Here is a 21474-nt window from a genome sequence, read left to right on the forward strand (position 1 = left end):
CTCTATTCTCTATTCTCTAAAGCTCTTTCAACAAACGATTCAATTGGAATTGCTCATCGGGTGTCAAATTAGGTAAAATTCTATTAAATGAAGCACGCATTTCAGGATTTTTTAACAGAAGTCTAATTGTGTCTCTTCCAAATTTCGAAAATTGCCACATATGGTGTGTAGTAGCGCCAACTAAATTACTCAAAACCTGATCGTTAATAATTTTAAAAGCGATTAGTTTTTCTAAAGCATTTTGTCTTGTTGTTGCTTCATATTTTGTTGATGAAAACGCAATCAACTCATTTACCAAAGAATCTGGATCATTACTGTAGTTTGGTGTTGACAAAGCAAGAGAAAGCCACAAAGTCCTAAGATTATAATCATTAAAACCAATCCAATTTTTAGATTTATCCAAATATTCTATTCTATGATTGGGAAAATTTCTCCACAGCCAATAAAGTGCTATTTCTTGTGTCTGATAGGATTTATCATCTAAAAGTGTTTCGTAATTTGCTCTAAAATCTCCTGGAATTTTGGTTAAAGATCCAGCCAGATTTTGACGGACTTTAATATTATTGGTTTGCATTGCTAAAAGCAAAAGTGACTTTTTATCTTCGTATTTTTCATTTTCCAACTGATCAACAACCGCTTCTTTTACAGATTGGTAAACATCTGATTCCAAAACGTTTTTCAAGATATCTGTTTTCTCTCCTAAAGGCGCTTTTTTTAATTTATCGATTTCTAATCTTTTTTGAATTGCTTTGTTTTTACTTAATAAAGCATTTGCAGTTGGCGTATCAAAAGCAGTTGATTTCAGCCAAGTTTTTTGAAATTTATCCAAATCGAAATCAGATACTTTTTTTATCTCGTCGAAAAAATTCTGTGTGTTTACAGTTTGATAAGCGTACTTATTTAAATAACTTTTGATTGCTTTTTTAAAAGCTTTATCTCCAATAGATTCATGCAAAACGAATAGCGCCCAAGCTCCTTTTTCGTAAAATGTCAGCGAACTTGCTTTTGGATTTAAAACTGGAATAGTATCGGTGCGAGAAGCAAATTTTATCTGCTGTGCGGTATCGTATAACTTAGAATAAAAGTAATCTTCTCCATAAATATCTTTTTCAGCAAGCAAGGCAAAGTATGTCGCAAATCCTTCTTGAAGCCAATGGTGTGTGCTGCTTTCGGCTGTAATTAAATCTCCAAACCAATGATGTGCCAATTCATGCGCATCTACATTGGTATAATTTCGATCGCAAAAGCCTGTTGAATCTACTACATAACGAGTCGCAAAAAGAGTTGAAGTCGTATTTTCCATTCCTGCATACAAAAAGTCTCTAACAGGGATCTGTCTATTAATCTTCCAAGGATATTTTACGCCAATTTCTTTTTCTAGGAAATCAAAAATGCGTTTTGAATAACGATAAGTGGGTTCAAAACGATCTGCATCTTTAGGCTCGTAATAATATTCTAAAGGTATTCTGCTTTTAGATTTAAATTCTCTTTTATCATATTTTCCAATCGCCAGCATTAGCAAATACGAACTCATTGGCTTCTCCATCTGATATTGCCAGTGATTTAGATTTCCGTTAGCTGTTTTTTCTTTTAAAACTCCGTTTGAAACTACTTGATAGTCTTTATCATAAGTAATGCCTAGATTAAAAATCAATTTTTCATTCACATCGTCAAAACTCGGAAACCAATTGCTCGTGTATCTTCCCTGCCCTTGTGTCCAGATTTGCACTTCTTCGTTTTCCATATCAACAAAATACAAGGCTTGTTTTGGTTTTGTTGAATAATTAAAAGTTAGCCGATTTTCTCCTTTTTTAAATGGAAAAACCAATTTTAATTGTTTAGTTGTATTAATGAAAATGATTTCTTTCTCGTTGATTTTCACATTCGAGAATTCCATGTTTTTAGCGTCAAGCGAAATCGTATCACAATCCTTTAAAACCTCAAATTGAAAATCGACAGCACCTGAAACTGTTTTTTCTTTTGGATTCAAAGACAATTGTCCTGAAACAGATTTAAAATCGGCGTATTTCGTTTGCTGTGCAAAAAGAAAACTGGTGAATAATAAAAAAATGTATTTCATTGAAAATTTTATTTTAAAGAATCTGTTTCCCAAGATCTTGGATTGTTTTTAATATAATCGTAAATCTTTTCAAACCTCTTATAATTTCTAACAATATGATCGTGATAATTAGCCTGCCAGATTGATTCTGAACCGCTTATTTGTTTAGTAGTAATTGATTTAAAAATGGCTACAAATGATGAAATTGAATTTGATTTACGAGAAAGTTTAGATAATAATTGATTTTGAATTTGATTGTCATCGAAACCATTTTTTGAATCAGATTGGCTCTGTAGAGGCGCACTGCTGTGCGTCTCACGCCCGTATGTCGACAAAGATATGTCCGAAATTTTGTTTTCTGTTGTGGATATACTGGACGTAGACGCACTGCAGTGCGTCTCTACGATATGCGTTTCGGATAGAGAATCGGAATCAGATTGGCTCTGTAGAGGCGCACTGCTGTGCGTCTCACGCCCGTATGTCGACAAAGAAATATCCGTTGTGGATATGCTGGACGGAGACGCACTGCGATGCGTCTCTACGATATGCGTTTCGGATAGAAAATCGGAATTAGATTGGCTCTGTAGAGGCGCACTGCTGTGCGTCTCACGCCCGCATGTCAACAAAGAAATATCCGTTGTGGATATGCTGGACATAGGCGCACTGCTATGCGTCTCTACGATATTCTGGGTGTTTTCCATATTAATAGAAACATCTGTATTTTGAATTTCGATTAATAAATGAATATGATTTGGCATAATAACCCAATTATGAAAAAACCAATTTTTTCGAATCTTTATTGATTTCAATAACTCATTTTCAACAATCTTTCCATTTTCATTTAAAATCATTTTTTCTTCTTCGACACTGCCAAAAATACATTTTCTATCTTTTGTAACTATAGTTATAAAATAAACTGCTTCACTAGAATAATCCCAGTTTTGCAGTCGGTGCGAATCTATTTTGAATTTTTCTTTAAATAATGGTGTCATTTGGCATGTAAAATCCCAAAGTTACAAAAGGTTTCCTTTACAAATAGAATGAAATTTGTAAGTTTACCATATAAAACCGCAAATCGTGTCTATACCTCAAAAAGCCTTATTTAACTGGAGCAGCGGTAAAGATTCTGCTCTAGCCTTATACAAAACACTTCAAAATACTGATTTTCAGATAGAATGTTTATTGACAAGTGTAAATCAGCAATATCAACGCATTTCGATGCACGGAATTCGCGTTGAACTATTGCAGGAACAAGCCCAAAGCATCGGAATTCCGTTAAAAATTCTTGAAGTTCCAGAAATGCCAACTATGGAAGTTTATGAAAAAGTGATGACTGAAGTCTTAACCGAATTAAAAGAAAACGGAATAACACATTCTATTTTTGGAGATATTTTTTTGGAAGATTTGCGTCAATATCGCGAAAATCAGTTGGCCAAAATTGGCTTAAAATGTGTTTTTCCAATCTGGAAAATTCCAACTCAAGATTTAATTCAGGAGTTTATTGCATTGGGATTCAAAACAATTGTCGTTTGTGTAAACGAAAAATATTTAGACAAAAGTTTTGTTGGCAGAATTATCGATCAGGATTTTATAAATGACTTGCCTAAAAATGTAGATGTTTGTGGTGAAAATGGTGAATTTCATACTTTTACTTTCGACGGACCAATATTTTCTAAACCAATTGATTTTGAAATTGGCGAAATTGTTTATCGAAAATATGAAAAACCAGAAAAGAAAGATTCGTCAAACACAGCTTGCGATACCAATGATGAAACTGCTTTTGATTTTGGATTTTGGTATTGTGATTTAATTAAAAAATAAATGAAGTTTTTTTATAAATTTATATTTCTAGTTCTTATTTCTTTCTCTTTGCAAAGTTGTTTGGTTAACAGATGCAAAAGGCCTCAAATTACCGGCTATATTTACGATGCAGAAACGAAACAACCTATAGGAAATTGTATTGTTGGAGAGACTTTAAGTCAAGCAAACGGTTACTTTTCGTTAGTAGAAAAGCGCTATCGCCAATTTACATTTTTTGGTTTCGAAGCACCAACTTTAGCTGTAAATGAAGCGATTAAAAAAGAAGGTTACGAATCTCAAAACATTCAATTTATACAGCCTTTTGGCGGTGGAATGAAAAAAGGAGCTTTTCATAATGCAGACACTATTTACATCAAGAAGACTATTTTAAAAACAAACTAATATGGCTTTAAAAGAAAATGATGAAGTGCAAAAAGTACTACTCTTTTTGAATGAAATTGGTATTGAAATTATTGAAAAAGAGCTTGAAGAAACCTTTTTACCAGGCTTAGATTTAGGGCCTAATTGCATTTATATCGATTATAATAAACTATTATATCCTGGCGATATTTTACATGAGGCTGGGCATCTTGCAGTAACGATTCCTTCAGAAAGAGAATTGGTTGGTTCGACACAAATTTCTAAAGATTGGCCGACTCAAGGCGACGAAATTGCCGCTATTTTATGGTCGTATGCCGCATTGCATCATTTACAATTTCCTGCTGATTTTGTATTTCATCCAAACGGTTACAAAGGTCATTCGGATTGGTTTATTTCTAACTTCGAATCTGAAAATTATATGGGATTGCCTCTTTTGGAATGGATGGGATTGTGTCTTGGAAATGAAAAAGCCGAAAAAGAAAATAAATCTCCTTTTCCGGCTATGCAAAAATGGATTCGGGATTGATCTTAAGTAGATTGGTCAACCCAAGTTTTCAAAAACCATTTGTTATCTTTTAGTTCAAAGATGTAATCAATATAAATTCCGCTATCAAGTCCTCGTTCTTGAAGTGTGACTTTATTTTTCTTTACCACCAAGGCGCGCTTTAAATATTTCTCATCCGATTTTCTATTCAAATTAAGGGATTTATAATTTTCTTTTGGCATTGTATAATCCGCTAATTCAAAATCATCATTATTCATTTTGTATTTTAAAGGAAAAATAACTCTACTGATTTGAAATTTCTGATCTTCATTAAATTTCTTAAAAAAGACATTAAAATCTTCTGGAGCTGTTTTGGTATTCTGAGCATAAACTACAGCATTTAAACTCATTGCAAAAACAAAAACTATAAAAAAGTACTTTTTCATTATTCTTCATACATTTTAAGCAAGTTCGTAACGGTATTCCAGTTTCGAATTGTTGCTGTTACATTTAATTTTTTCTCGATATATTTTTGATCAAAACGTGTTTTTCCAGCACCAACGGCATATTTAATAAAAATCCTGTTTTCATCGATACTTGCTTCGTCTGGTTTAAACTGACTGATTTTCAAATCGTTTATACTTTCCTTTTTTAAATTCATTGAAACAAAAGCCACATAAAGCTTTTTGGTATCAATATCTTTCTCTTTTAAAAACGGATTATTGGCAAAACAAGATTCTAAGTTCTCTTTGGTAATCATCACAACAGGAACTTCGTGTCCAAAAACTTTAAATATTTCCTGTTTGATTATAAAACCAACTTTAGAGGCTTCTTCTTCGCTGTCTACAAAGACATTTCCAGATTGCAGATACGTTCGAACATTTTTAAAACCAATATTTTCCAGCATTGCTTTCAAAGCTTCCATTTTCATCATGTTATGCCCAGAAACGTTGATTCCGCGTAAAAGCGCTAAATGTGTTTTCATTTTTTCTAATTTAGGTCAAAGATAAAAAACTATTCGTCATCATCTTCTTCACTGATTTCAATATCAAATTTCACTAAGAAATCATTGAACTTCTGCTTGTACTTTCTTTTCGCTTGTGCTACAATTTCGTCTGCTTCTTCATTAGATTCTATTGCATCAAAACCAAACTGTTCTTTAACCCATTCTTGAAACTCTTCTTTATTCTCGCTTTCTTCATAGTATTCTTCATCTTTATAAAAATAAGCAGAATCAAAGTCTACAGAAATTTCAGTGTCTAATGTCAGCAACTGAATTAGTTTACGAGTGCTTTCTGCCACAACGTGAACTCCACCTTCGTCACCAAAAACAACAATCGGGCAATTATTCAAATCTTTGTCAATAAGCCAATACGCATATGAACTTCCAGATCCGTTTGCGCCTGCAAATTCGATAAAGCTATTGTAAAACTCTTCTTCTTCAGACCATGTTTTTATTCCTGTTTTCTCTTCAGTTATAGTAAGTCCAAAACATTCCGAATAAGATTCTACTCCATGTTCTTGCTCGAATTCATATAATTTCACTAAATCTTCAGGTAATTTATAGCTGCCAAATTGAACTGCAAATTCTTCTAATGAAAAACTGCCATCGTACTCTGAATATTCTGTTTCATTATCTTCGTCATCTTCTTCTTCAGATTCTGGAGCCATCAACATTTCAAATGTTTTCATGACAGCATTTTTTACGCAGAAAAACTCAATTCCGGGAGCATTTTCGTCATTCATCCATTGGTATTTTGGATCTCCGTTTTCATCAAGATATTCCAGAATAATCATAATTTCTTCATCTTCATGACACCACAAAGCGCGCATTCGGATATTAAAACCATTTGAAATTTCTTCAGAAATCTGGCTGTATTTTTTTCCTTCATAATCAAAAGGAATAAACAAATAAGTGGTTCCAGAAATATGTCTAACAATTTTTCCGTTTTCTTTCAATTCTTCATTTTCAGACAAAACTTCCACCATATTGATAAACTGATTACGGAAATCTGCATACGAATACTGCTCTTTTTTATCGTAATCTAAGATTGAAAGTCCTTCTTTAAAAATATCTAAATAGTTATTGCCCAATATTTCGTTGCCATAACTTGAAAGCTCTACAAAAGCATCGTCTACAATATCCGACAGTTTGTGTGTTGAAGGCAGATAATTCTCGACAGTTATAATAGATCCGTCAGTGTCTTGCACATTGCTGCAAATTAAAACGTCGGGTCTGCCCGAACTTATGATCGCCTGAACATCTGTAAAACGTTCAAAATGAAAGAGCATATCATCTGTATAAACCAGCCAAGCTATAAGATCACCTTTTACAAAAAGTTCTCCGTGATTATATTCTCCTGCAAGCGTATCGCACTGTAAGCCTCCGCCCAAATAATGAACGCTTCCAAACAAATTGATATTGACTGTTGTTGTCTTTCCTAAAACAATTAAAGCCGGAGAATTATCCGTATCATAAGAACTGATGAGCTTTGCAACTGTTAGATTTCCCTTGAAAATAAACCCTAAAATAAAAATATCCGGATATTCTTCGGTACTAAAATCCATCTCAAACAAGTCCATTTCTACATCATCTTCTGCTAATAGAAATATCGGATTTTCTTCGTAATCAGGAAAACGCCAAGTATCTTCAAAAACATTATAAATTTTCTGATTCTTGAAATCGGTAAGATCTCCAATAATATTGTGGGCTTCGTGTCGGTTAATTACCTTGAATGTAATACCAGAAAACACCATAGTTTCAAAAGGAACTTTTTCTTCTTTAATCATAATTTGAGGCTTATAATTTAAATGTTTTAACAAATCTAATAATCTTTTTTATTAAAATTATACTGACGATAAAAATAAAAAACTCTGTTAGTTTCCCAACAGAGTTTTACAGCTTTTACTTATTTCAATTTTAATTTGCTTTCTTAAATACAAAACTGCCGTCACATGCGCGAGCATCATCTAGCAAATGTCCTGACTTGTCCAGAGTAAAACTTTCTATCAAACTGCCTGTACAGTTTGAAATGAATGAATTCTCCTTTTTCTCTTTATAAGTTAATACAAAACGAGTTAGATTTTCTTTGCTTATAATCTCAAAAGTTCCTGTAAGTGTTACATCAATATTTTCATAAACTCTCCTTTTTGAAAATGTATTGTCTTTATTAAATTCATAAGAATACTGTTTTGAAGAAGGGTCGTTTGAAAACTTAGCCTCGGTATATTGTATCCACTTCCCGTAATAATCTGTAACGGCTGTATCTGCCTTGTCGCTTAAATCGTCGTTAGAACAAGAAATTAAAGAAACAAACATTGCAATCAAAAGTCCAATTTTTTTCATTTTTATAGTTTTTAATGAGTTAATTATTATTAAGATTTTACTTTCTTAAAACAGTTGCGTCTAAACATTGCAACTTAACGATAAGTTAATATTCAAACACTTGAAAACAACAAATCATTTTTAAAATTCCCAATTAAAATCTATCTTCGCTTTTTAAAGAGAAAAGAAAATAGAAGAAAGAAAAAAGACAAGAGCTTTATCTTTTTTCTTTCTTCTTGGCTCTACAAAATCTAATCTTCGAATGTCTAATAATCTTCTAGAAACTCCAATTGAATACTTAAAAGGTGTTGGTCCGAGCCGTGGCCAGCTGCTTCGTAAGGAATTGGGCATTCATAAATATGGAGATTTAGTCAATCTTTTTCCGAATCGATATATTGACAGAACACGTTATTACAAGATTAACGAATTGCAGAATACGGGTTCTGAAGTTCAGATTATTGGCAAAATAATCAACATTAAAACCGTTGAATTTGCCAAAAACAAAAAACGTCTTGTGGCAAGTTTTGTTGATGATACGGGACAAATTGACTTAAATTGGTTTCAAGGTCATAAATGGATTCGCGAAAGCTTAAAAATTAACGAACCTTTGGTTATTTTTGGAAAATGTTCATTGTATGGAAGCCAGTTTAGTATGGCACATCCCGAAATTGAATTATTAAGCGAACACGAAAGAAGTTTACGTTCGGCTATGCAGCCCGTTTATCCTTCAACAGAAGCTTTGGCTAATAAAGGAATTTCGAACCGTACCATTAATAAATTGATGGAACAGCTTTTCTTGGAAACACAGGCGTTGTTTACAGAAACTTTTCCGCCGTTTTTAATTGAAGAATTAAAACTGATTCCGAAACGCGCTGCATTATTCAACATTCATTTCCCAAAGAGTGCTGAAATTTTAGCGAAAGCGCAATTCCGACTAAAATTTGAAGAATTGTTCTTTATTCAGCTGCAATTAATTACAAAGAATCTCATTCGAAAACATAAAATAAAAGGACATCCATTTGACAAAGTGGGAGAACTTTTTAATGAATTTTATAAAAATCATTTGCCTTTTAATTTAACGAATGCTCAAAAAAGAGTTATCAAAGAAATTAGGACAGATATGGGCAGTAATGCTCAAATGAATCGTTTGCTTCAAGGTGACGTGGGTTCTGGAAAAACGATTGTGGCTTTTATGAGTATGCTTTTGGCAATTGATAACGGTTTTCAGGCTTGTTTGATGGCTCCAACAGAAATCTTGGCCAATCAGCATTTTTTGGGTTTATCTGAATTTGCTAAAACCCTAAATATCAATATTCGAATTTTAACAGGTTCTACTAAAACTGCTGAAAGAAAAATTATTCATGAAGAACTAGAAAGTGGAGAACTTAAAATTCTAATTGGAACTCATGCTTTATTGGAAGATAAAGTGCAATTTCAGAATTTAGGCTTAGCCGTAATTGATGAGCAGCATCGTTTTGGTGTAGAGCAAAGATCTAAATTATGGAAGAAAAACGATATTCCGCCACACGTTTTAGTCATGACAGCTACTCCTATTCCGAGAACGCTGGCCATGAGTTTATATGGCGATTTGGATATTTCGGTTATTGATGAATTACCTCCTGGAAGAAAACCAATTCAGACTGTACATCGTTATGATACAAATCGTTTGAAAGTTTGGAAATTTCTTCGTGATGAAATTGCAAAAGGAAGACAAATCTACATTGTTTACCCGCTTATTCAGGAGTCTGAAAAAATGGATTATAAGGATTTAATGGACGGTTATGAAAGTATTTCTCGCGATTTTCCGCTTCCGCAATATTCTATTTCTATTCTTCACGGAAAAATGAAGCCAGCTGATAAAGATTCTGAAATGAAGCGTTTCTCTGAAGGAAAAACCAATATCATGGTGGCAACAACTGTAATTGAGGTTGGTGTAAACGTGCCAAATGCGAGTGTAATGATCATAGAAAGCGCAGAACGATTTGGGCTTTCGCAATTGCATCAGCTCCGCGGGCGTGTTGGGCGTGGTGCCGAACAGAGTTATTGCATCTTAATGACGGGACATAAATTAAGCTCTGACAGCAAAACTAGAATGGAAACCATGGTGCAAACCAACGATGGTTTTGAAATTGCCGAAGTTGACTTAAAACTTCGTGGTCCTGGAGATTTAATGGGAACACAACAAAGTGGCGTTTTAAACCTTCAAATTGCTGATATTGTAAAAGATAGAGATATTTTATCTCTGGCAAGAAATTATGCTATGAAAATCTTAAAAGAAGATTCTGCTCTTCAAAAACCAGAACACGCTGTTTTAAGAAACATCTTTATAGAATTAACCAAGAAAAAGAATATTTGGAATTATATAAGTTAGAAAGCTTCTAAGTTGCTAAGATTCTAAGAATCTGAGATGCTGAGATTCTAAGATACTAATTTATAAAGGTTTATACTCTAGCCCTTATATTCAACATTAAAAAAGTCCAAAGATTTTAAACTTAAAATCTTTGGACTTCAAAACTTAGCGTCTTAGTAGCTTAGAAACTTAGTATCTCAGCATCTTAGTATCTTTGCAACTTTAAAAAAAAACTCCATTGCGTCCTTTATTTTCATTCATGTGATTTAGTTTTGCTGGGGGACAAATTTAAGGGGTGAATATTTTTATCGGACACAATGAAGTATATAGTTAGTATTTATTTTTTTGCTTCATTTTTCTTTTCAAAAAGACCGCTAAACAAACCTTTGCTGATTTTATTTTTATCATCCTTTCCGGTTGCAATCATGTGATCGATATATTCCATGTACGTTTTCTTCCTCTCTTCTAGAAAACCTACAAGATATTCTTCAGAAGCATGCATACCGCTAGTTTCCTCAATTTGTAAAAGTTTCTTATACAAGGGTTCAATAAATTTTACAATAATATCGTTTGGAACCGATTTTCGAGTGCAGAAGAAGCCTACAATTTCACCATCTGTATCTGCCACAATTTTAAAATCGGTTACAACCCAGTAATAACGACCGGTTTTTGCCATGTTTTTTATAATGACATGAATGTTTTCACTAGATTTTATACTATCCCACAAGAATTTAAAAATTACTTTTGGCATATCGGGATGACGTACAATATTATGAGGCTGGCCAACAAGTTCAAATTCATCATAACCAGAAACATCTATAAAGTCTTCATTGGCATATAAAATGGTTCCTTTTTTATCTGTTTTACTAAGCAACACTTTATTCTTATTCCAGTCCACTTCTCTATCCGAAGCTGTTGGACGGTGTAATCTGGTATCCATAACTCTTACATTTAAATTAATTTACAATTCAATTCGCATAAAATGAATCCATAAACCTTAATTCGACTCGATTTCTAAGACAAGTAGAATGTTTCTGATTTTACGAAAAACTGTTTCCAATTCATTTTCAAGCCATTCTGGAATTTCATTATTAACAGCAAGATTAAGCTGTCTAATATCATTCATAATCTGAATTAGCTTTTTATATTGAAAATCAAGATCGTAAACATGCGAACTCGTTCGGTAATTTTTAAAAATCTCCTTTACCTCTATTTCAAAATCAGATTGAATCCCCATTTTTTCAATCGAATCTAATGTTATGCTTTCATTCAAAAAATCTTCAATTATTCTTTTAAGACTATGCAGCGTAGGCACTGCAGTGGGTAAATCATGCTTAAACATACAACAGGTTTAAAAAATATTAATATTGTTTTCTTTGGGACTTGATTATAATTCTAGTTTTAAAAAACTAGTTTCTATTGGTTGTTGATTTTACATGAATATCATTGACTAAATCATCAATTTTTTTGGCACTTTCTCTCATCATTTCAAGATAACTAAGCAGCTTGTCATTATCTGTATGTCCCTTTGAAACATCAATTAATTTTAAAACTGAATTTACTGGTAGTTTTAAATCTAAAGTCGTTCTATGAATAAAATCATTATAATCTTTTGTAGCTGACATTGAGCTGTATTTTGCTGAAGCCAATTTCATGTTTTCCAACTCATACTCGTCTGAAATTTTAGAGATATGATTTTCGCTATGTTCCTTAAAATAATATGCCCAATAGCCGTTCATAAAGAAAACCACTGCGGCCAAAACGGTATGAATAATTAATGTTTCGACATCAAAATTTACTTGCGAAAAATACACCTGAAGGCCGTTGGCATCATTATAAATATAGTTTTGCAGGTACGCCAATCCAGCATGATGGAGAACAACCAATAAAGTTAGCGGAATTTGAAGCTTCCAATTCTGATAAATAATCAAAATGGTACTGGCAATGAATACGGTAAAATGCATTTCGAACATTCCATGCATTTGATAAATGTACTGCGCCATAAAAATAGCCAGAACGACAGATAAAACGTATTGGTAAAATTTGGAATTTTTCATGAAAAATTTTGCCGAATAATAAAGCAAAAGATTCAATGTACCGACGCCAACGCCAATTTCAAAAGTATCGTATTTAAAAGAAAGTCCAATACCCAGAAGAAAATATACTGCAAGTACATAATTAATAATTGTATCTGATTTTTGTGTCATTGTAGACATAAAACTGTGCAGATAATCTTGTTCGTTTAAGCTAGCTTTTGTTTTCATAGGTTTAGATTTAGGTTTTTGGAAAAAGTTATTTAGTACATTTTGGTAACGAACATCCGTATGCCTTAAGAGCTAAAGCATTAAAAGAAGGTTTCTCTTTTTGGTTAAGAAGAGAATCAATCGCCATTTGAGCATAATTGCTTTTGGTGTCTGTACAATATCTGGTTTTATTGTAATTCCCTCTATAATATAAATTATGTGACTGATCTAGTAAAACTGCCTGCGGAGTAGAGAAAACACCACATTTTTTGGCTATTGCTTCATCAAAATATACAGGAATCTCAGCACCAAACTTTTCCTGAATTTCATCAATCGTAAAACTCTTCTGTTTGTTTAACACCACAATTTTAAAATTGACCTGATCTCCGTATTTTTTAATTAAGTCGCTAACATGCGGGACATTAAACCGCGAACAGGGACATTCGGGATTATAAAAATGGATAAATATGGGTTTGTTGTCAAATGCACAGCACGGACCAAGTTCAATTTTTGAACCCATTGCAATCGCATGATAATTTTTAGGAATAGGTGTTGGAAGACTGTATTGGAACTCATTCTGCCAAAACAGATAACCAATTGAAAGAAGCAAAAATGTAAACCATAAGCTTAGAAGTAATTTTTTCTTCATAAATTATTTTTTTTAATATCATTCAACAACAAACAATAAACACTTGTTAATATAATTATTCATTATATATAATCAAAAACCAAAAAAAACAACTTCTACATACGTATTTTAACACAAAAATCAAACACAACCGTTAGCATTCATGTTAAAATCTTTCATTTTGTTTAACATATCAATGTTACAAATAAAATCGATAAAGTGCAAAAAAAATCAGACAAATTGCAAAAAAAAATCTTCTATACTAGAAACGATAAGCGCTTATCTAAGTCTTAGAACGTAATTTTACCCTCAGCATCTCTACTTTCTTCAAAAAAAATTACACTTAAATTAAACCTTTTTGCCTGCCTGTAGTCTAAATGCAAACCTTTGTACCTACAAATGTTAAATAAACGCTAACAGCTTTCGATTTCGCACCAAAAAGTTAAATTTGTAAGCTTACTAAAAACAAAAAACTAAATTCTATACTCACCTCATTTTTATGAAACTAAAACATCTCATTTACACCCTTTTAATTGTTGCAATTGGTGGCTTTATCACCTACAGAATTATTTCGAACAAGGGCAAAAACGATGAATCTAAAAATTTCAATGATAAAAAAGCTCCAACAACTGTTAATGGAATTGTAATAAAGACGGCTACTTTTGACAATAATTTAGCATTATCAGGATCTATTGAAGCAAACGAACAAGTAGAAATTCATAGTGAGGTTTCAGGAATTGTTGAAGGAATATTTTTTAACGAAGGCAGCAATGTAACAAAAGGACAAGTGCTTCTTAAAGTAAATGATATCGAATTAAAAGCACAGCTAAGACAAGCTCTAACTAGAGAAGATTTGGCTGCTGAGAACGCAAGAAGAGCAAAATTATTACTGCAAAAAGAAGCCATCAGTCAAGAAGAAGCAGATGTCGCAAAAGCAGATCTTGCTTCTGCTCAAGCGCAAAGCCAATTAATTAGAGCGCAAATTTCTAAAACTTCTGTTAGAGCACCTTTTTCAGGAAAAATTGGTTTACGTAATATTTCTCCAGGAACATACATTACACCAACTGTTTTAGTGGCAAAATTAGTCAACACAAGTAAGCTAAAAATCACTTTTTCTATTCCAGAAAAATATGCTGCCGAAGTAAAATCTGGATCTGTAATCGATTTTAGAGTTTCTGGATCTGACAAAACGTATAATGCAAAAATCTATGCTATCGAACCAGAAGTTGCTGTTGCTACACGTACACTTCAGATTCGTGCGCTTGCTGATAATAATGACGGAAAACTTTTTCCTGGGACTTTTGCAGACATCAAATTGCCTTTAAATATTATCAAAGACGCGATAGTTGTTCCTTCTCAAGCAATTATTCCAATTCAAGACGGTAAAAAAGTATTTGTTGCCAACAACGGGCAAGCAAAAGAAGTAATGGTTGATGCGACAACAAGAACAGATTCTTCAATTTTAATTTTATCAGGATTAAAACCTGGAGACACTTTAATTACAAGCGGTGTTATGTCATTAAAAAACGAAGCTCCTATCAAAGTTAAAGTAAAATAATTATGAGTTATGAGTTTTGGGTTATGAGTTAAAAGCTAAATCTTACTAATCAAAAATCTAAAATCCGAACTCTACAATCTAAAATCAAACATGAGTTTATCAACTACAAGTATAAAAAGACCTGTCTTAACAATAGTACTGAATCTGTTAATTATACTATTCGGTTTTATTGGTTATACGTTTCTAGGTGTCAGAGAGTTTCCATCTATTGATCCTGCGCAGGTTTCCATTCGTACCAATTACACTGGTGCCAATTCTGATATTATTGAATCGCAAATTACAGAACCTCTTGAAAAAGCCGTAAATGCGATTGATGGAATTCGAAATATTACTTCATCCAGCAACCAAGGAAGCAGTACCATTACAATCGAGTTTAATTTAGATAAAGATTTAGAGGAAGCGGCTAATGATGTTCGAGACAAGGTATCGCAAGCCATTAGAAATCTTCCACAAGATATAGATGCCCCTCCAGTTGTTTCTAAAGCCGATGCAGATAGCGAATCTATTATTTCGATGACGGTTCAAAGTGACAGCAGAAGCTCTTTAGAATTAAGCGATTATGCCGAAAATGTTATTTCTCAGCGTTTGGAAACTATTCCAGGCGTAAGTGGCGTGCAAATTTGGGGGCAAAAACGCTATGCAATGCGTTTATGGATAGATCCTGTAAAACTAAATGCTTATAAGTGTACAGTTGCCGATGTGAGAAACGCATTAAATGCTCAGAACGTCGAACTGCCATCTGGTAAATTAACAGGAAACAATACTGAATTAACCGTAAAAACAGTTGGAAATCTTTCTAAACCAGAAGAATTCAACAATATTATCATTCGCACAGATGGCGATAAAATCGTAAGGCTTAGTGATGTAGGCGGTGCCGAATTAGGTCCAGAGAATATAGAGACTTCCTTGATGTCTTCTGGGCTTCCAATGATTGGAATGGCTATTGTTCCAATGCCAGGAGCCAATTATCTGGATATTTCAGCTGAATTTTACAAAAAATTTGAAGCCTTAAAAAAAGATTTACCTAAAGACATTAAACTTAATATTGCGCTTGATAACACGCAATTTGTAAAGAAATCTGTATTGGAGGTTGCCGAAACTTTAGGAATATCAATCGTTCTGGTAATTATTATTATTTATTTATTTTTTAGAGACTGGGCAATTGCTTTCAGGCCATTAATTGACATTCCTGTATCGTTAATTGCTACATTCTTCATTATGTGGCTTTTTGGTTTCTCAATAAATGTATTAACACTTCTTGCTATTGTGCTTGCAACAGGACTTGTTGTGGATGACGGAATTGTTGTAACTGAAAATATTTTCAAAAAGGTCGAAGAAGGAATGTCTCCTATCGAAGCAGCTATTAAAGGTTCTAATGAAATCTTTTACGCTGTTATATCCATTTCTGTCACTTTAGCAGCGGTATTTTTGCCAGTAATTTTCTTAGAAGGTTTTGTTGGCCGACTCTTTAGAGAATTTGGAGTTGTAATTGGAGCTGCAGTATTGATTTCAGCCTTTGTCTCCTTGACTTTAACACCAATGTTAAATGCCTATTTAATGAAAGGCGGCGAACAGAAGAAATCAAAATTCTATATTAAAACTGAGCCCTTTTTTGAAAAAATGAACAGCAGTTATGCTGAATCACTGACAAAATTCATGGACAAAAAATGGATCAGCTTTCCTATTTTAATTACTTGTTTTGGAATTATATATTTATTCTTTACGATTCTTCCAAAAGAAACAGCACCTTATGATGACAGAAGTTCTGTTACCATGCGTATGACCACGCCAGAAGGCTCTTCTTACGATTATACTTATCGTTTTATGCAAGAAATTTCAAAACTTGTTGACGATTCAATCCCAGAAAAAAAAGTTAGTTTAGTAATTACTGCTGGAGGATCTGGAGGTTCTGCAACGAACTCAGGTTTTGTGAGACTGTCATTAAAAGAACCAGACGAAAGAACCAGATCTCAAAAAGAAATTGCAGACAAATTAAGCAAATGGACAAAAAGATATCCTGATGCTAAAATAGCAGTAATTCAACAGCCTACAATTGCCGTTAACAGACGTGGCGGTTTACCAATACAATATATTATTCAGGCTCCAAACTTTGATAAGTTGAGAGAAAAAATCCCTGTTTTTATGAATGAAGTAGGTAAAAGTGATGTGTTTTCGACAACAGATGTAAACTTAAAATTTAACAAGCCTGAAATCAACGTTACCATTGACCGTGCAAAAGCAGAAAGTTTAGGAATTTCTATTCTTGATATTGCACAGACTTTACAGCTTTCTTTAAGCGGACAGCGTTTTGGCTATTTTATTAAAAACGGAAAACAATATCAAGTAATTGGACAATTTGACCAAAAAGACAGATCGAAACCTTTGGATTTGACTTCTATGTTTGTGAAAAACAAAAATGGCGAATTGATTCAGATGGATAACGTTGTAAACGTATACGAACAAAGTAATCCGCCGCAATTGTATCATAATAATAGATACATGTCTGCAACAGTTTCTGCTGGATTAGCGCCAGGAAAAAGTATGGGAGACGGAATTGAAGAAATGGATCGTATTAAAGCAAAAGTTTTAGATGAAAGCTTCACTACAGATTTAGCTGGAGAATCACGAGATTTCGTAGAAAGTAGCTCTAATACTTCTTTCGCTTTCGGATTGGCTTTATTGTTAATCTTCTTGATTCTTGCGGCACAATTTGAAAGTTTCATTGATCCATTCATTATCATTTTGACGGTTCCAATGGCGGTTGCAGGAGCTTTATTCTCGTTATGGCTCTTCAATCAAACATGGAACATTTTCAGTCAGATTGGTACTGTAATGCTGATTGGTCTGGTAACCAAAAACGGTATTTTGATCGTAGAATTTGCCAATCAGTTGCGAGAACAAGGCAAACCTAAATTAGAAGCTATTTTAGAAGCTTCAGAAGCACGTTTACGTCCAATTTTAATGACGAGTTTGGCTATTGCATTGGGAGCACTTCCTATTGCAATGTCTCTTGGAGCTGCGTCTACGAGTAGAATTGGTATGGGAGTTGTAATTGTGGGAGGAACTATTTTCTCATTGGCTTTAACGCTTTTTGTAATTCCTGCCATTTATTTTATGTGGTCAAGAGCAAGAAAGCATTATCCAGAATTTGATCATATTGACGAATACGAAAGAGAAAGCATTAAATAAAAACCAGAAATATACTTTCTGGTTAAAGAAAACGAATATGAATATCAAAAAAATATATTGTACAGTACTTATCCTGCTTTTTTGTGCAATTCAGACAAAGGCACAGGAAGTTCTTACTATTGAACAAGCTATGACCATAGCTTTGGAAAATAATTTTGAGATTAAAATTGCTAAAAATAATTCCAAAATAACCGAAACAAATGTAACAATTGGTAATGCAGGAATGTTGCCGACTGCAACCGCAAATATTACAGACAATAATAATCTTACGAATTCAACACAAGTACGTCAAGATGGTACATCAACTACATTGAACAATGCTAAAAACAATAGTTTAAATTATGGCGTTAGTTTAGGCTGGACCGTTTTTGACGGAATGAAAATGTTTGCCAAACTAGATCAGTTGAAAGAACTTCAGAAACTTGGCGACGCAGAACTTAAAAGAACTATTTTAGTCAAAATTGCTCAGGTAAATTCGGCTTATTATGATTTAGTTCAAATGCAACAGCAATTGTCGGCATTAGACACTACAATCGTAATTTCGAACCAGCGTTTGACTTTGGCTAAAAATCGTTTCAGCATAGGAAAAGCTTCAAAACTGGAAGTATTAAATGCACAGGTTGATTTAAACTCAGATCAGGTTGCTTTATTGAGACAGAAAGAAGCGTATGCTAATGGTAAAATTTTACTGAATCAGCATTTAGCGCGCGATCCAAAAATTGATTTTAAAGTGACTGATAAAGTTACAGTTGATAATAAATTGGTCTTGGCGGATTTAATGGAATTAGCTCAAAAGCAAAATCCAGGTTTGGAAGCCGAAATTATAAACAAACGTATAGCCGAACTAGAGCTTAAACAAGTAAAAGCAGACCGCTACCCTACTTTGAGGTTAACTACGGGATACAATTTTTCTGAAAGCCAGTCGAGCTTAGGATTTACTAGCGAAACATCTTCTAAAGGTTTAAACTATGGTTTTAATGCTTCTATGAATATATTCGACGGTTTTAATCAGCATCGTAATGAAAAAGTTGCCAAATTACAGATCGAAAACTCACAGCTTGCTATAGAACAGCAAAACATAACGTTAAACACACAGTTGAGCACTGCTTTTCAAACCTATTTAACCAATTTAGAATTAATTGATTTAGAAGAAGATAACGAAGCAATCGCAAGACAGAATTTAGAAATCACTTTAGACAAATTTAAAATTGGAACTATTACAACGCTAGATTTTAGAACGGCCCAACTTAATTATGTCAATGCAAAAGTGCGTTACAGCAACGCGCAATACGAAGCAAAATTATCTGAAATTGCTTTAAAAGAATTAGCAGGAAATATTAATTTTTAATTCACTTTTAAAAATCAAATATTATCTGCCCAATCTGCTAAATCTACGAGCTATTTTTCTCTCGCAGATTTAGCAGATTTTTTTTAATTTCAGCAAAATTTACATAACGTTTTTACGAAAACATTCTGTTTATTCTTGGTGCTGAATATTTTTATAATTTACTTCCAACAGAATATTTTTTTACTTTAAATTTGTTACAAAACAAGTTTCAATGATTACATACAATACCAAAGATTGGTTTACTTTTATTTTTCATTTTCATAAGTCAGATACAGTTCGAAAACTGTTCACGATTATGATTGCAATTGGAATTTATGCCTCAGCTGTCTGTTATCTTGAACTTCATTATTTTAAAGTGACCAAAAACGATTACATCCACAATATTCCAATCATGCATGGAATGCTTGGATTTGTCATCTCACTTTTGCTTGTTTTTAGAACCAATACCGCTTATGACAGATGGTGGGAAGGCCGAAAACTTTGGGGCAGACTTGTAAACAACAGCCGTAATCTTGCTATAAAACTATCCGCAATTTTAAAAGACGAAAATGATAGAAAGTTTTTTAGAAAATACATTCCGATGTATGCAGATATACTTCATCACCATTTAAAAGATGAAGATACAGGCAAAATGCTATTTGATGATGTCGAACTGGAAATTGACCAGCATAAACACAAGCCAAATCAATTAAAGAGAATCATGTATCATAAAATCAATGATTTGTATGATGCAAAAAAAATATCGGGAGAACAACTCATTACTCTAAATGAAGAATTAGTTGCTTTTACAGACATTTGCGGAGCGTGCGAACGTATTAAAAACACTCCTATTCCCTACTCTTACAGTGCTTTTATAAAGAAATTCATCTTCTTTTATACTATGACGCTTCCTTTTGGATATTCTGTTAGTTTAGGTTATCTAGTTGCTCCTGTTGTTGTTTTTATTTTTTATGTTTTGGCAAGTTTAGAACTTATAGCTGAAGAAATTGAAGATCCGTTTGGAAATGATGAGAACGACCTTCCAACAAAAAAAATATCGGAAAACATCAGAAAACATGTGGAAGAATTGATATAATTAAACGTTAAATCCGCAGTTTATATTCTTATTTTCATTAAATTTAAAGTCTTCACCAAAAAATAAATTTAATGAACAATCAACGATTTTTAGTCAATCCGCTCCAATTATCGCAAGAAAAATCATTAAAAACTCTTGTAGAAAATAGAACTATTTACAATTTGAATCATTGTGAATTGAATCTATTTGAAACCTACGAATCGACTCAAAAAGTTCCATTAAAATTTAATGATTTGGTGGTGACCAGCATGCTTCGCGGTAAAAAAATCATGCATCTTTTTGATGACCCTGAATTTGTATATCTTCCAGGCGAAACTGTGATTGTTCCTTCGAATGTAGAAATGAAAATTGATTTTCCTGAAGCTTCAAAAAACAATCCGACGCAATGTTTAGCATTGGCTATCGATCAGGATAAAATTGCTGAAATTTTAAATTTCTTAAATCAGCAATATCCAAAAGAAGGCAGTAATATGTATTGGCAGCTCAATTACCAGAATTATTTCTTTTACAATAATATCGAAATGGCTGCTACCATAAACAAACTCATCAAAGAATGTATGAGTACTTCGATTACCAAAGACATTTTTGCCGATTTGACTTTAAAAGAATTACTAATTAGGATTATTCAAACTCAGACCGTAAAATCTCTTGACGAAGGAAAACCTTTTGAAGATAACAATCCGATTAAAGAAGTTACTGAGTATATTAAGCAAAATTTAAAAGAGAATATCAATTTGAAATCGCTGAGCGAAAAAGCTTGTATGAGCACCACTTCTTTCTATCGTTTCTTTAAACGCGAACTCGGAATGAGTCCGATTGAATATATTTTAAATGAAAAAATAAAATGCGCTAAAAATCTATTAAGAAACCCAACGCTTCAAATTAACGAAGTTTGTTATTTAGCAGGGTTTGAAGATGCGAATTACTTCATTAGATTATTCAAAAAATATGAAGGAATCACTCCGAAACAGTATCAGTTACTATATATTAATTAGAGATGCTAAGATGCTAAGATTCTGAGATTCTAAGTTTTT

General features: G+C 33.1%; 19 protein-coding genes. 9 read left to right on the forward strand and 10 right to left on the reverse strand.

Features of this window, described 5'->3' with window-relative positions:
* Positions 1-16: 16 nt before the first annotated feature.
* Positions 17-2080, reverse strand: a complete 2064-nt coding sequence (locus ACFO3N_RS21845) for a M1 family metallopeptidase (RefSeq protein ID WP_379800980.1) — start codon at positions 2078-2080, stop codon at positions 17-19.
* Positions 2081-2088: 8 nt separating this feature from the next.
* On the reverse strand, positions 2089-3051 hold the full coding sequence (locus ACFO3N_RS21850) for a hypothetical protein (protein ID WP_379800981.1): 963 nt from the start codon (positions 3049-3051) through the stop codon (positions 2089-2091).
* A gap of 91 nt (positions 3052-3142) precedes the next feature.
* On the opposite strand from ACFO3N_RS21850, the gene ACFO3N_RS21855 reads away from it, so the two are divergent.
* The 3 genes from ACFO3N_RS21855 to ACFO3N_RS21865 are packed head-to-tail and all read left to right on the forward strand — an operon-like array spanning position 3143 to position 4766.
* Positions 3143-3880 (forward strand): Dph6-related ATP pyrophosphatase, encoded by a 738-nt coding sequence (locus tag ACFO3N_RS21855; protein ID WP_379801023.1) that lies wholly within the window; start codon positions 3143-3145, stop codon positions 3878-3880.
* A complete protein-coding gene (locus ACFO3N_RS21860) occupies positions 3881-4261 on the forward strand; it encodes a hypothetical protein (protein ID WP_379800982.1) in 381 nt (126 codons plus the stop codon).
* 1 nt (position 4262) lies between these two features.
* Positions 4263-4766: a hypothetical protein gene (locus tag ACFO3N_RS21865; RefSeq protein ID WP_379800983.1), complete on the forward strand. Its 504-nt coding sequence runs from the start codon at positions 4263-4265 to the stop codon at positions 4764-4766.
* A gap of 2 nt (positions 4767-4768) precedes the next feature.
* On the opposite strand, the gene ACFO3N_RS21870 is transcribed toward ACFO3N_RS21865, so the two are convergent.
* The 4 genes from ACFO3N_RS21870 to ACFO3N_RS21885 all read right to left on the reverse strand — a co-directional run bounded on the left by ACFO3N_RS21870 (position 4769) and on the right by ACFO3N_RS21885 (position 8070).
* Entirely contained in the window at positions 4769-5170 is a 402-nt protein-coding gene (locus ACFO3N_RS21870) for a DUF4348 domain-containing protein (protein ID WP_379800984.1), read from the reverse strand.
* The gene (locus ACFO3N_RS21875; RefSeq protein ID WP_379800985.1) at positions 5170-5709 is read right to left on the reverse strand and encodes a DUF1697 domain-containing protein; all 540 of its coding nucleotides are present in this window, start codon (positions 5707-5709) and stop codon (positions 5170-5172) included. Before ACFO3N_RS21875 ends, ACFO3N_RS21870 begins: the two co-directional genes overlap by 1 nt.
* 29 nt (positions 5710-5738) lie before the next feature.
* On the reverse strand, positions 5739-7514 hold the full coding sequence (locus ACFO3N_RS21880; protein WP_379800986.1) for a hypothetical protein: 1776 nt from the start codon (positions 7512-7514) through the stop codon (positions 5739-5741).
* 130 nt (positions 7515-7644) lie between these two features.
* The gene (locus ACFO3N_RS21885; RefSeq protein ID WP_379800987.1) at positions 7645-8070 is read right to left on the reverse strand and encodes a hypothetical protein; all 426 of its coding nucleotides are present in this window, start codon (positions 8068-8070) and stop codon (positions 7645-7647) included.
* A 241-nt stretch (positions 8071-8311) separates the two neighbouring features.
* Between ACFO3N_RS21885 and recG the strand changes: the two genes are divergently transcribed.
* A complete protein-coding gene (recG, locus tag ACFO3N_RS21890) occupies positions 8312-10420 on the forward strand; it encodes an ATP-dependent DNA helicase RecG (protein ID WP_379800988.1) in 2109 nt (702 codons plus the stop codon).
* A 316-nt stretch (positions 10421-10736) separates the two neighbouring features.
* Here the strand turns inward: recG and ACFO3N_RS21895 are convergent, their stop codons facing one another.
* From ACFO3N_RS21895 to ACFO3N_RS21910, 4 genes are all read right to left on the reverse strand, one after another.
* Positions 10737-11339 carry a PAS domain-containing protein gene (locus ACFO3N_RS21895; RefSeq protein WP_379800989.1) on the reverse strand — a complete coding sequence of 201 codons (603 nt, stop codon included), beginning with the start codon at positions 11337-11339 and terminating at the stop codon, positions 10737-10739.
* A gap of 57 nt (positions 11340-11396) precedes the next feature.
* On the reverse strand, positions 11397-11741 hold the full coding sequence (locus ACFO3N_RS21900; protein ID WP_095929243.1) for a hypothetical protein: 345 nt from the start codon (positions 11739-11741) through the stop codon (positions 11397-11399).
* 67 nt (positions 11742-11808) lie between these two features.
* A complete protein-coding gene (locus ACFO3N_RS21905) occupies positions 11809-12663 on the reverse strand; it encodes a histidine kinase (RefSeq protein ID WP_379800990.1) in 855 nt (284 codons plus the stop codon).
* A 28-nt stretch (positions 12664-12691) separates the two neighbouring features.
* The gene (locus ACFO3N_RS21910) at positions 12692-13291 is read right to left on the reverse strand and encodes a peroxiredoxin family protein (RefSeq protein ID WP_320493604.1); all 600 of its coding nucleotides are present in this window, start codon (positions 13289-13291) and stop codon (positions 12692-12694) included.
* A gap of 478 nt (positions 13292-13769) precedes the next feature.
* Between ACFO3N_RS21910 and ACFO3N_RS21915 the strand changes: the two genes are divergently transcribed.
* The 5 genes from ACFO3N_RS21915 (at position 13770) to ACFO3N_RS21935 (ending at position 21435) form a co-directional block, all read left to right on the forward strand.
* A complete protein-coding gene (locus ACFO3N_RS21915) occupies positions 13770-14828 on the forward strand; it encodes an efflux RND transporter periplasmic adaptor subunit (protein WP_379800991.1) in 1059 nt (352 codons plus the stop codon).
* Positions 14829-14918: 90 nt separating this feature from the next.
* On the forward strand, positions 14919-18017 hold the full coding sequence (locus ACFO3N_RS21920; protein WP_379800993.1) for an efflux RND transporter permease subunit: 3099 nt from the start codon (positions 14919-14921) through the stop codon (positions 18015-18017).
* 37 nt (positions 18018-18054) lie between these two features.
* Positions 18055-19365, forward strand: coding sequence for a TolC family protein (locus ACFO3N_RS21925; RefSeq protein WP_379800994.1), 1311 nt, complete (start codon positions 18055-18057; stop codon positions 19363-19365).
* 211 nt (positions 19366-19576) lie between these two features.
* Positions 19577-20440 carry a bestrophin family protein gene (locus ACFO3N_RS21930; RefSeq protein WP_379800995.1) on the forward strand — a complete coding sequence of 288 codons (864 nt, stop codon included), beginning with the start codon at positions 19577-19579 and terminating at the stop codon, positions 20438-20440.
* A gap of 71 nt (positions 20441-20511) precedes the next feature.
* Complete coding sequence (locus ACFO3N_RS21935; protein WP_379800996.1) at positions 20512-21435, forward strand: AraC family transcriptional regulator; 924 nt, start codon at positions 20512-20514, stop codon at positions 21433-21435.
* The last annotated feature ends 39 nt before the right edge of the window (positions 21436-21474 follow it).

The sequence above is a fragment of the Flavobacterium chungangensis genome (genome assembly GCF_042654045.1).
Taxonomy (GTDB): domain Bacteria; phylum Bacteroidota; class Bacteroidia; order Flavobacteriales; family Flavobacteriaceae; genus Flavobacterium; species Flavobacterium chungangensis.

Coding starts and splice junctions, on each gene's coding strand:
- ACFO3N_RS21875 (WP_379800985.1), bottom strand. CDS start 5,709: ATGAAAACACATTTAGCGCTTTTACGCGGAATCAACGTTTCTGGGCAT.
- ACFO3N_RS21845 (WP_379800980.1), bottom strand. CDS start 2,080: ATGAAATACATTTTTTTATTATTCACCAGTTTTCTTTTTGCACAGCAA.
- ACFO3N_RS21850 (WP_379800981.1), bottom strand. CDS start 3,051: ATGACACCATTATTTAAAGAAAAATTCAAAATAGATTCGCACCGACTG.
- ACFO3N_RS21900 (WP_095929243.1), bottom strand. CDS start 11,741: ATGTTTAAGCATGATTTACCCACTGCAGTGCCTACGCTGCATAGTCTT.
- ACFO3N_RS21870 (WP_379800984.1), bottom strand. CDS start 5,170: ATGAAAAAGTACTTTTTTATAGTTTTTGTTTTTGCAATGAGTTTAAAT.
- ACFO3N_RS21920 (WP_379800993.1), top strand. CDS start 14,919: ATGAGTTTATCAACTACAAGTATAAAAAGACCTGTCTTAACAATAGTA.
- recG (WP_379800988.1), top strand. CDS start 8,312: ATGTCTAATAATCTTCTAGAAACTCCAATTGAATACTTAAAAGGTGTT.
- ACFO3N_RS21860 (WP_379800982.1), top strand. CDS start 3,881: ATGAAGTTTTTTTATAAATTTATATTTCTAGTTCTTATTTCTTTCTCT.
- ACFO3N_RS21935 (WP_379800996.1), top strand. CDS start 20,512: ATGAACAATCAACGATTTTTAGTCAATCCGCTCCAATTATCGCAAGAA.
- ACFO3N_RS21915 (WP_379800991.1), top strand. CDS start 13,770: ATGAAACTAAAACATCTCATTTACACCCTTTTAATTGTTGCAATTGGT.
- ACFO3N_RS21880 (WP_379800986.1), bottom strand. CDS start 7,514: ATGATTAAAGAAGAAAAAGTTCCTTTTGAAACTATGGTGTTTTCTGGT.
- ACFO3N_RS21910 (WP_320493604.1), bottom strand. CDS start 13,291: ATGAAGAAAAAATTACTTCTAAGCTTATGGTTTACATTTTTGCTTCTT.
- ACFO3N_RS21930 (WP_379800995.1), top strand. CDS start 19,577: ATGATTACATACAATACCAAAGATTGGTTTACTTTTATTTTTCATTTT.
- ACFO3N_RS21925 (WP_379800994.1), top strand. CDS start 18,055: ATGAATATCAAAAAAATATATTGTACAGTACTTATCCTGCTTTTTTGT.
- ACFO3N_RS21885 (WP_379800987.1), bottom strand. CDS start 8,070: ATGAAAAAAATTGGACTTTTGATTGCAATGTTTGTTTCTTTAATTTCT.
- ACFO3N_RS21865 (WP_379800983.1), top strand. CDS start 4,263: ATGGCTTTAAAAGAAAATGATGAAGTGCAAAAAGTACTACTCTTTTTG.
- ACFO3N_RS21905 (WP_379800990.1), bottom strand. CDS start 12,663: ATGAAAACAAAAGCTAGCTTAAACGAACAAGATTATCTGCACAGTTTT.
- ACFO3N_RS21895 (WP_379800989.1), bottom strand. CDS start 11,339: ATGGATACCAGATTACACCGTCCAACAGCTTCGGATAGAGAAGTGGAC.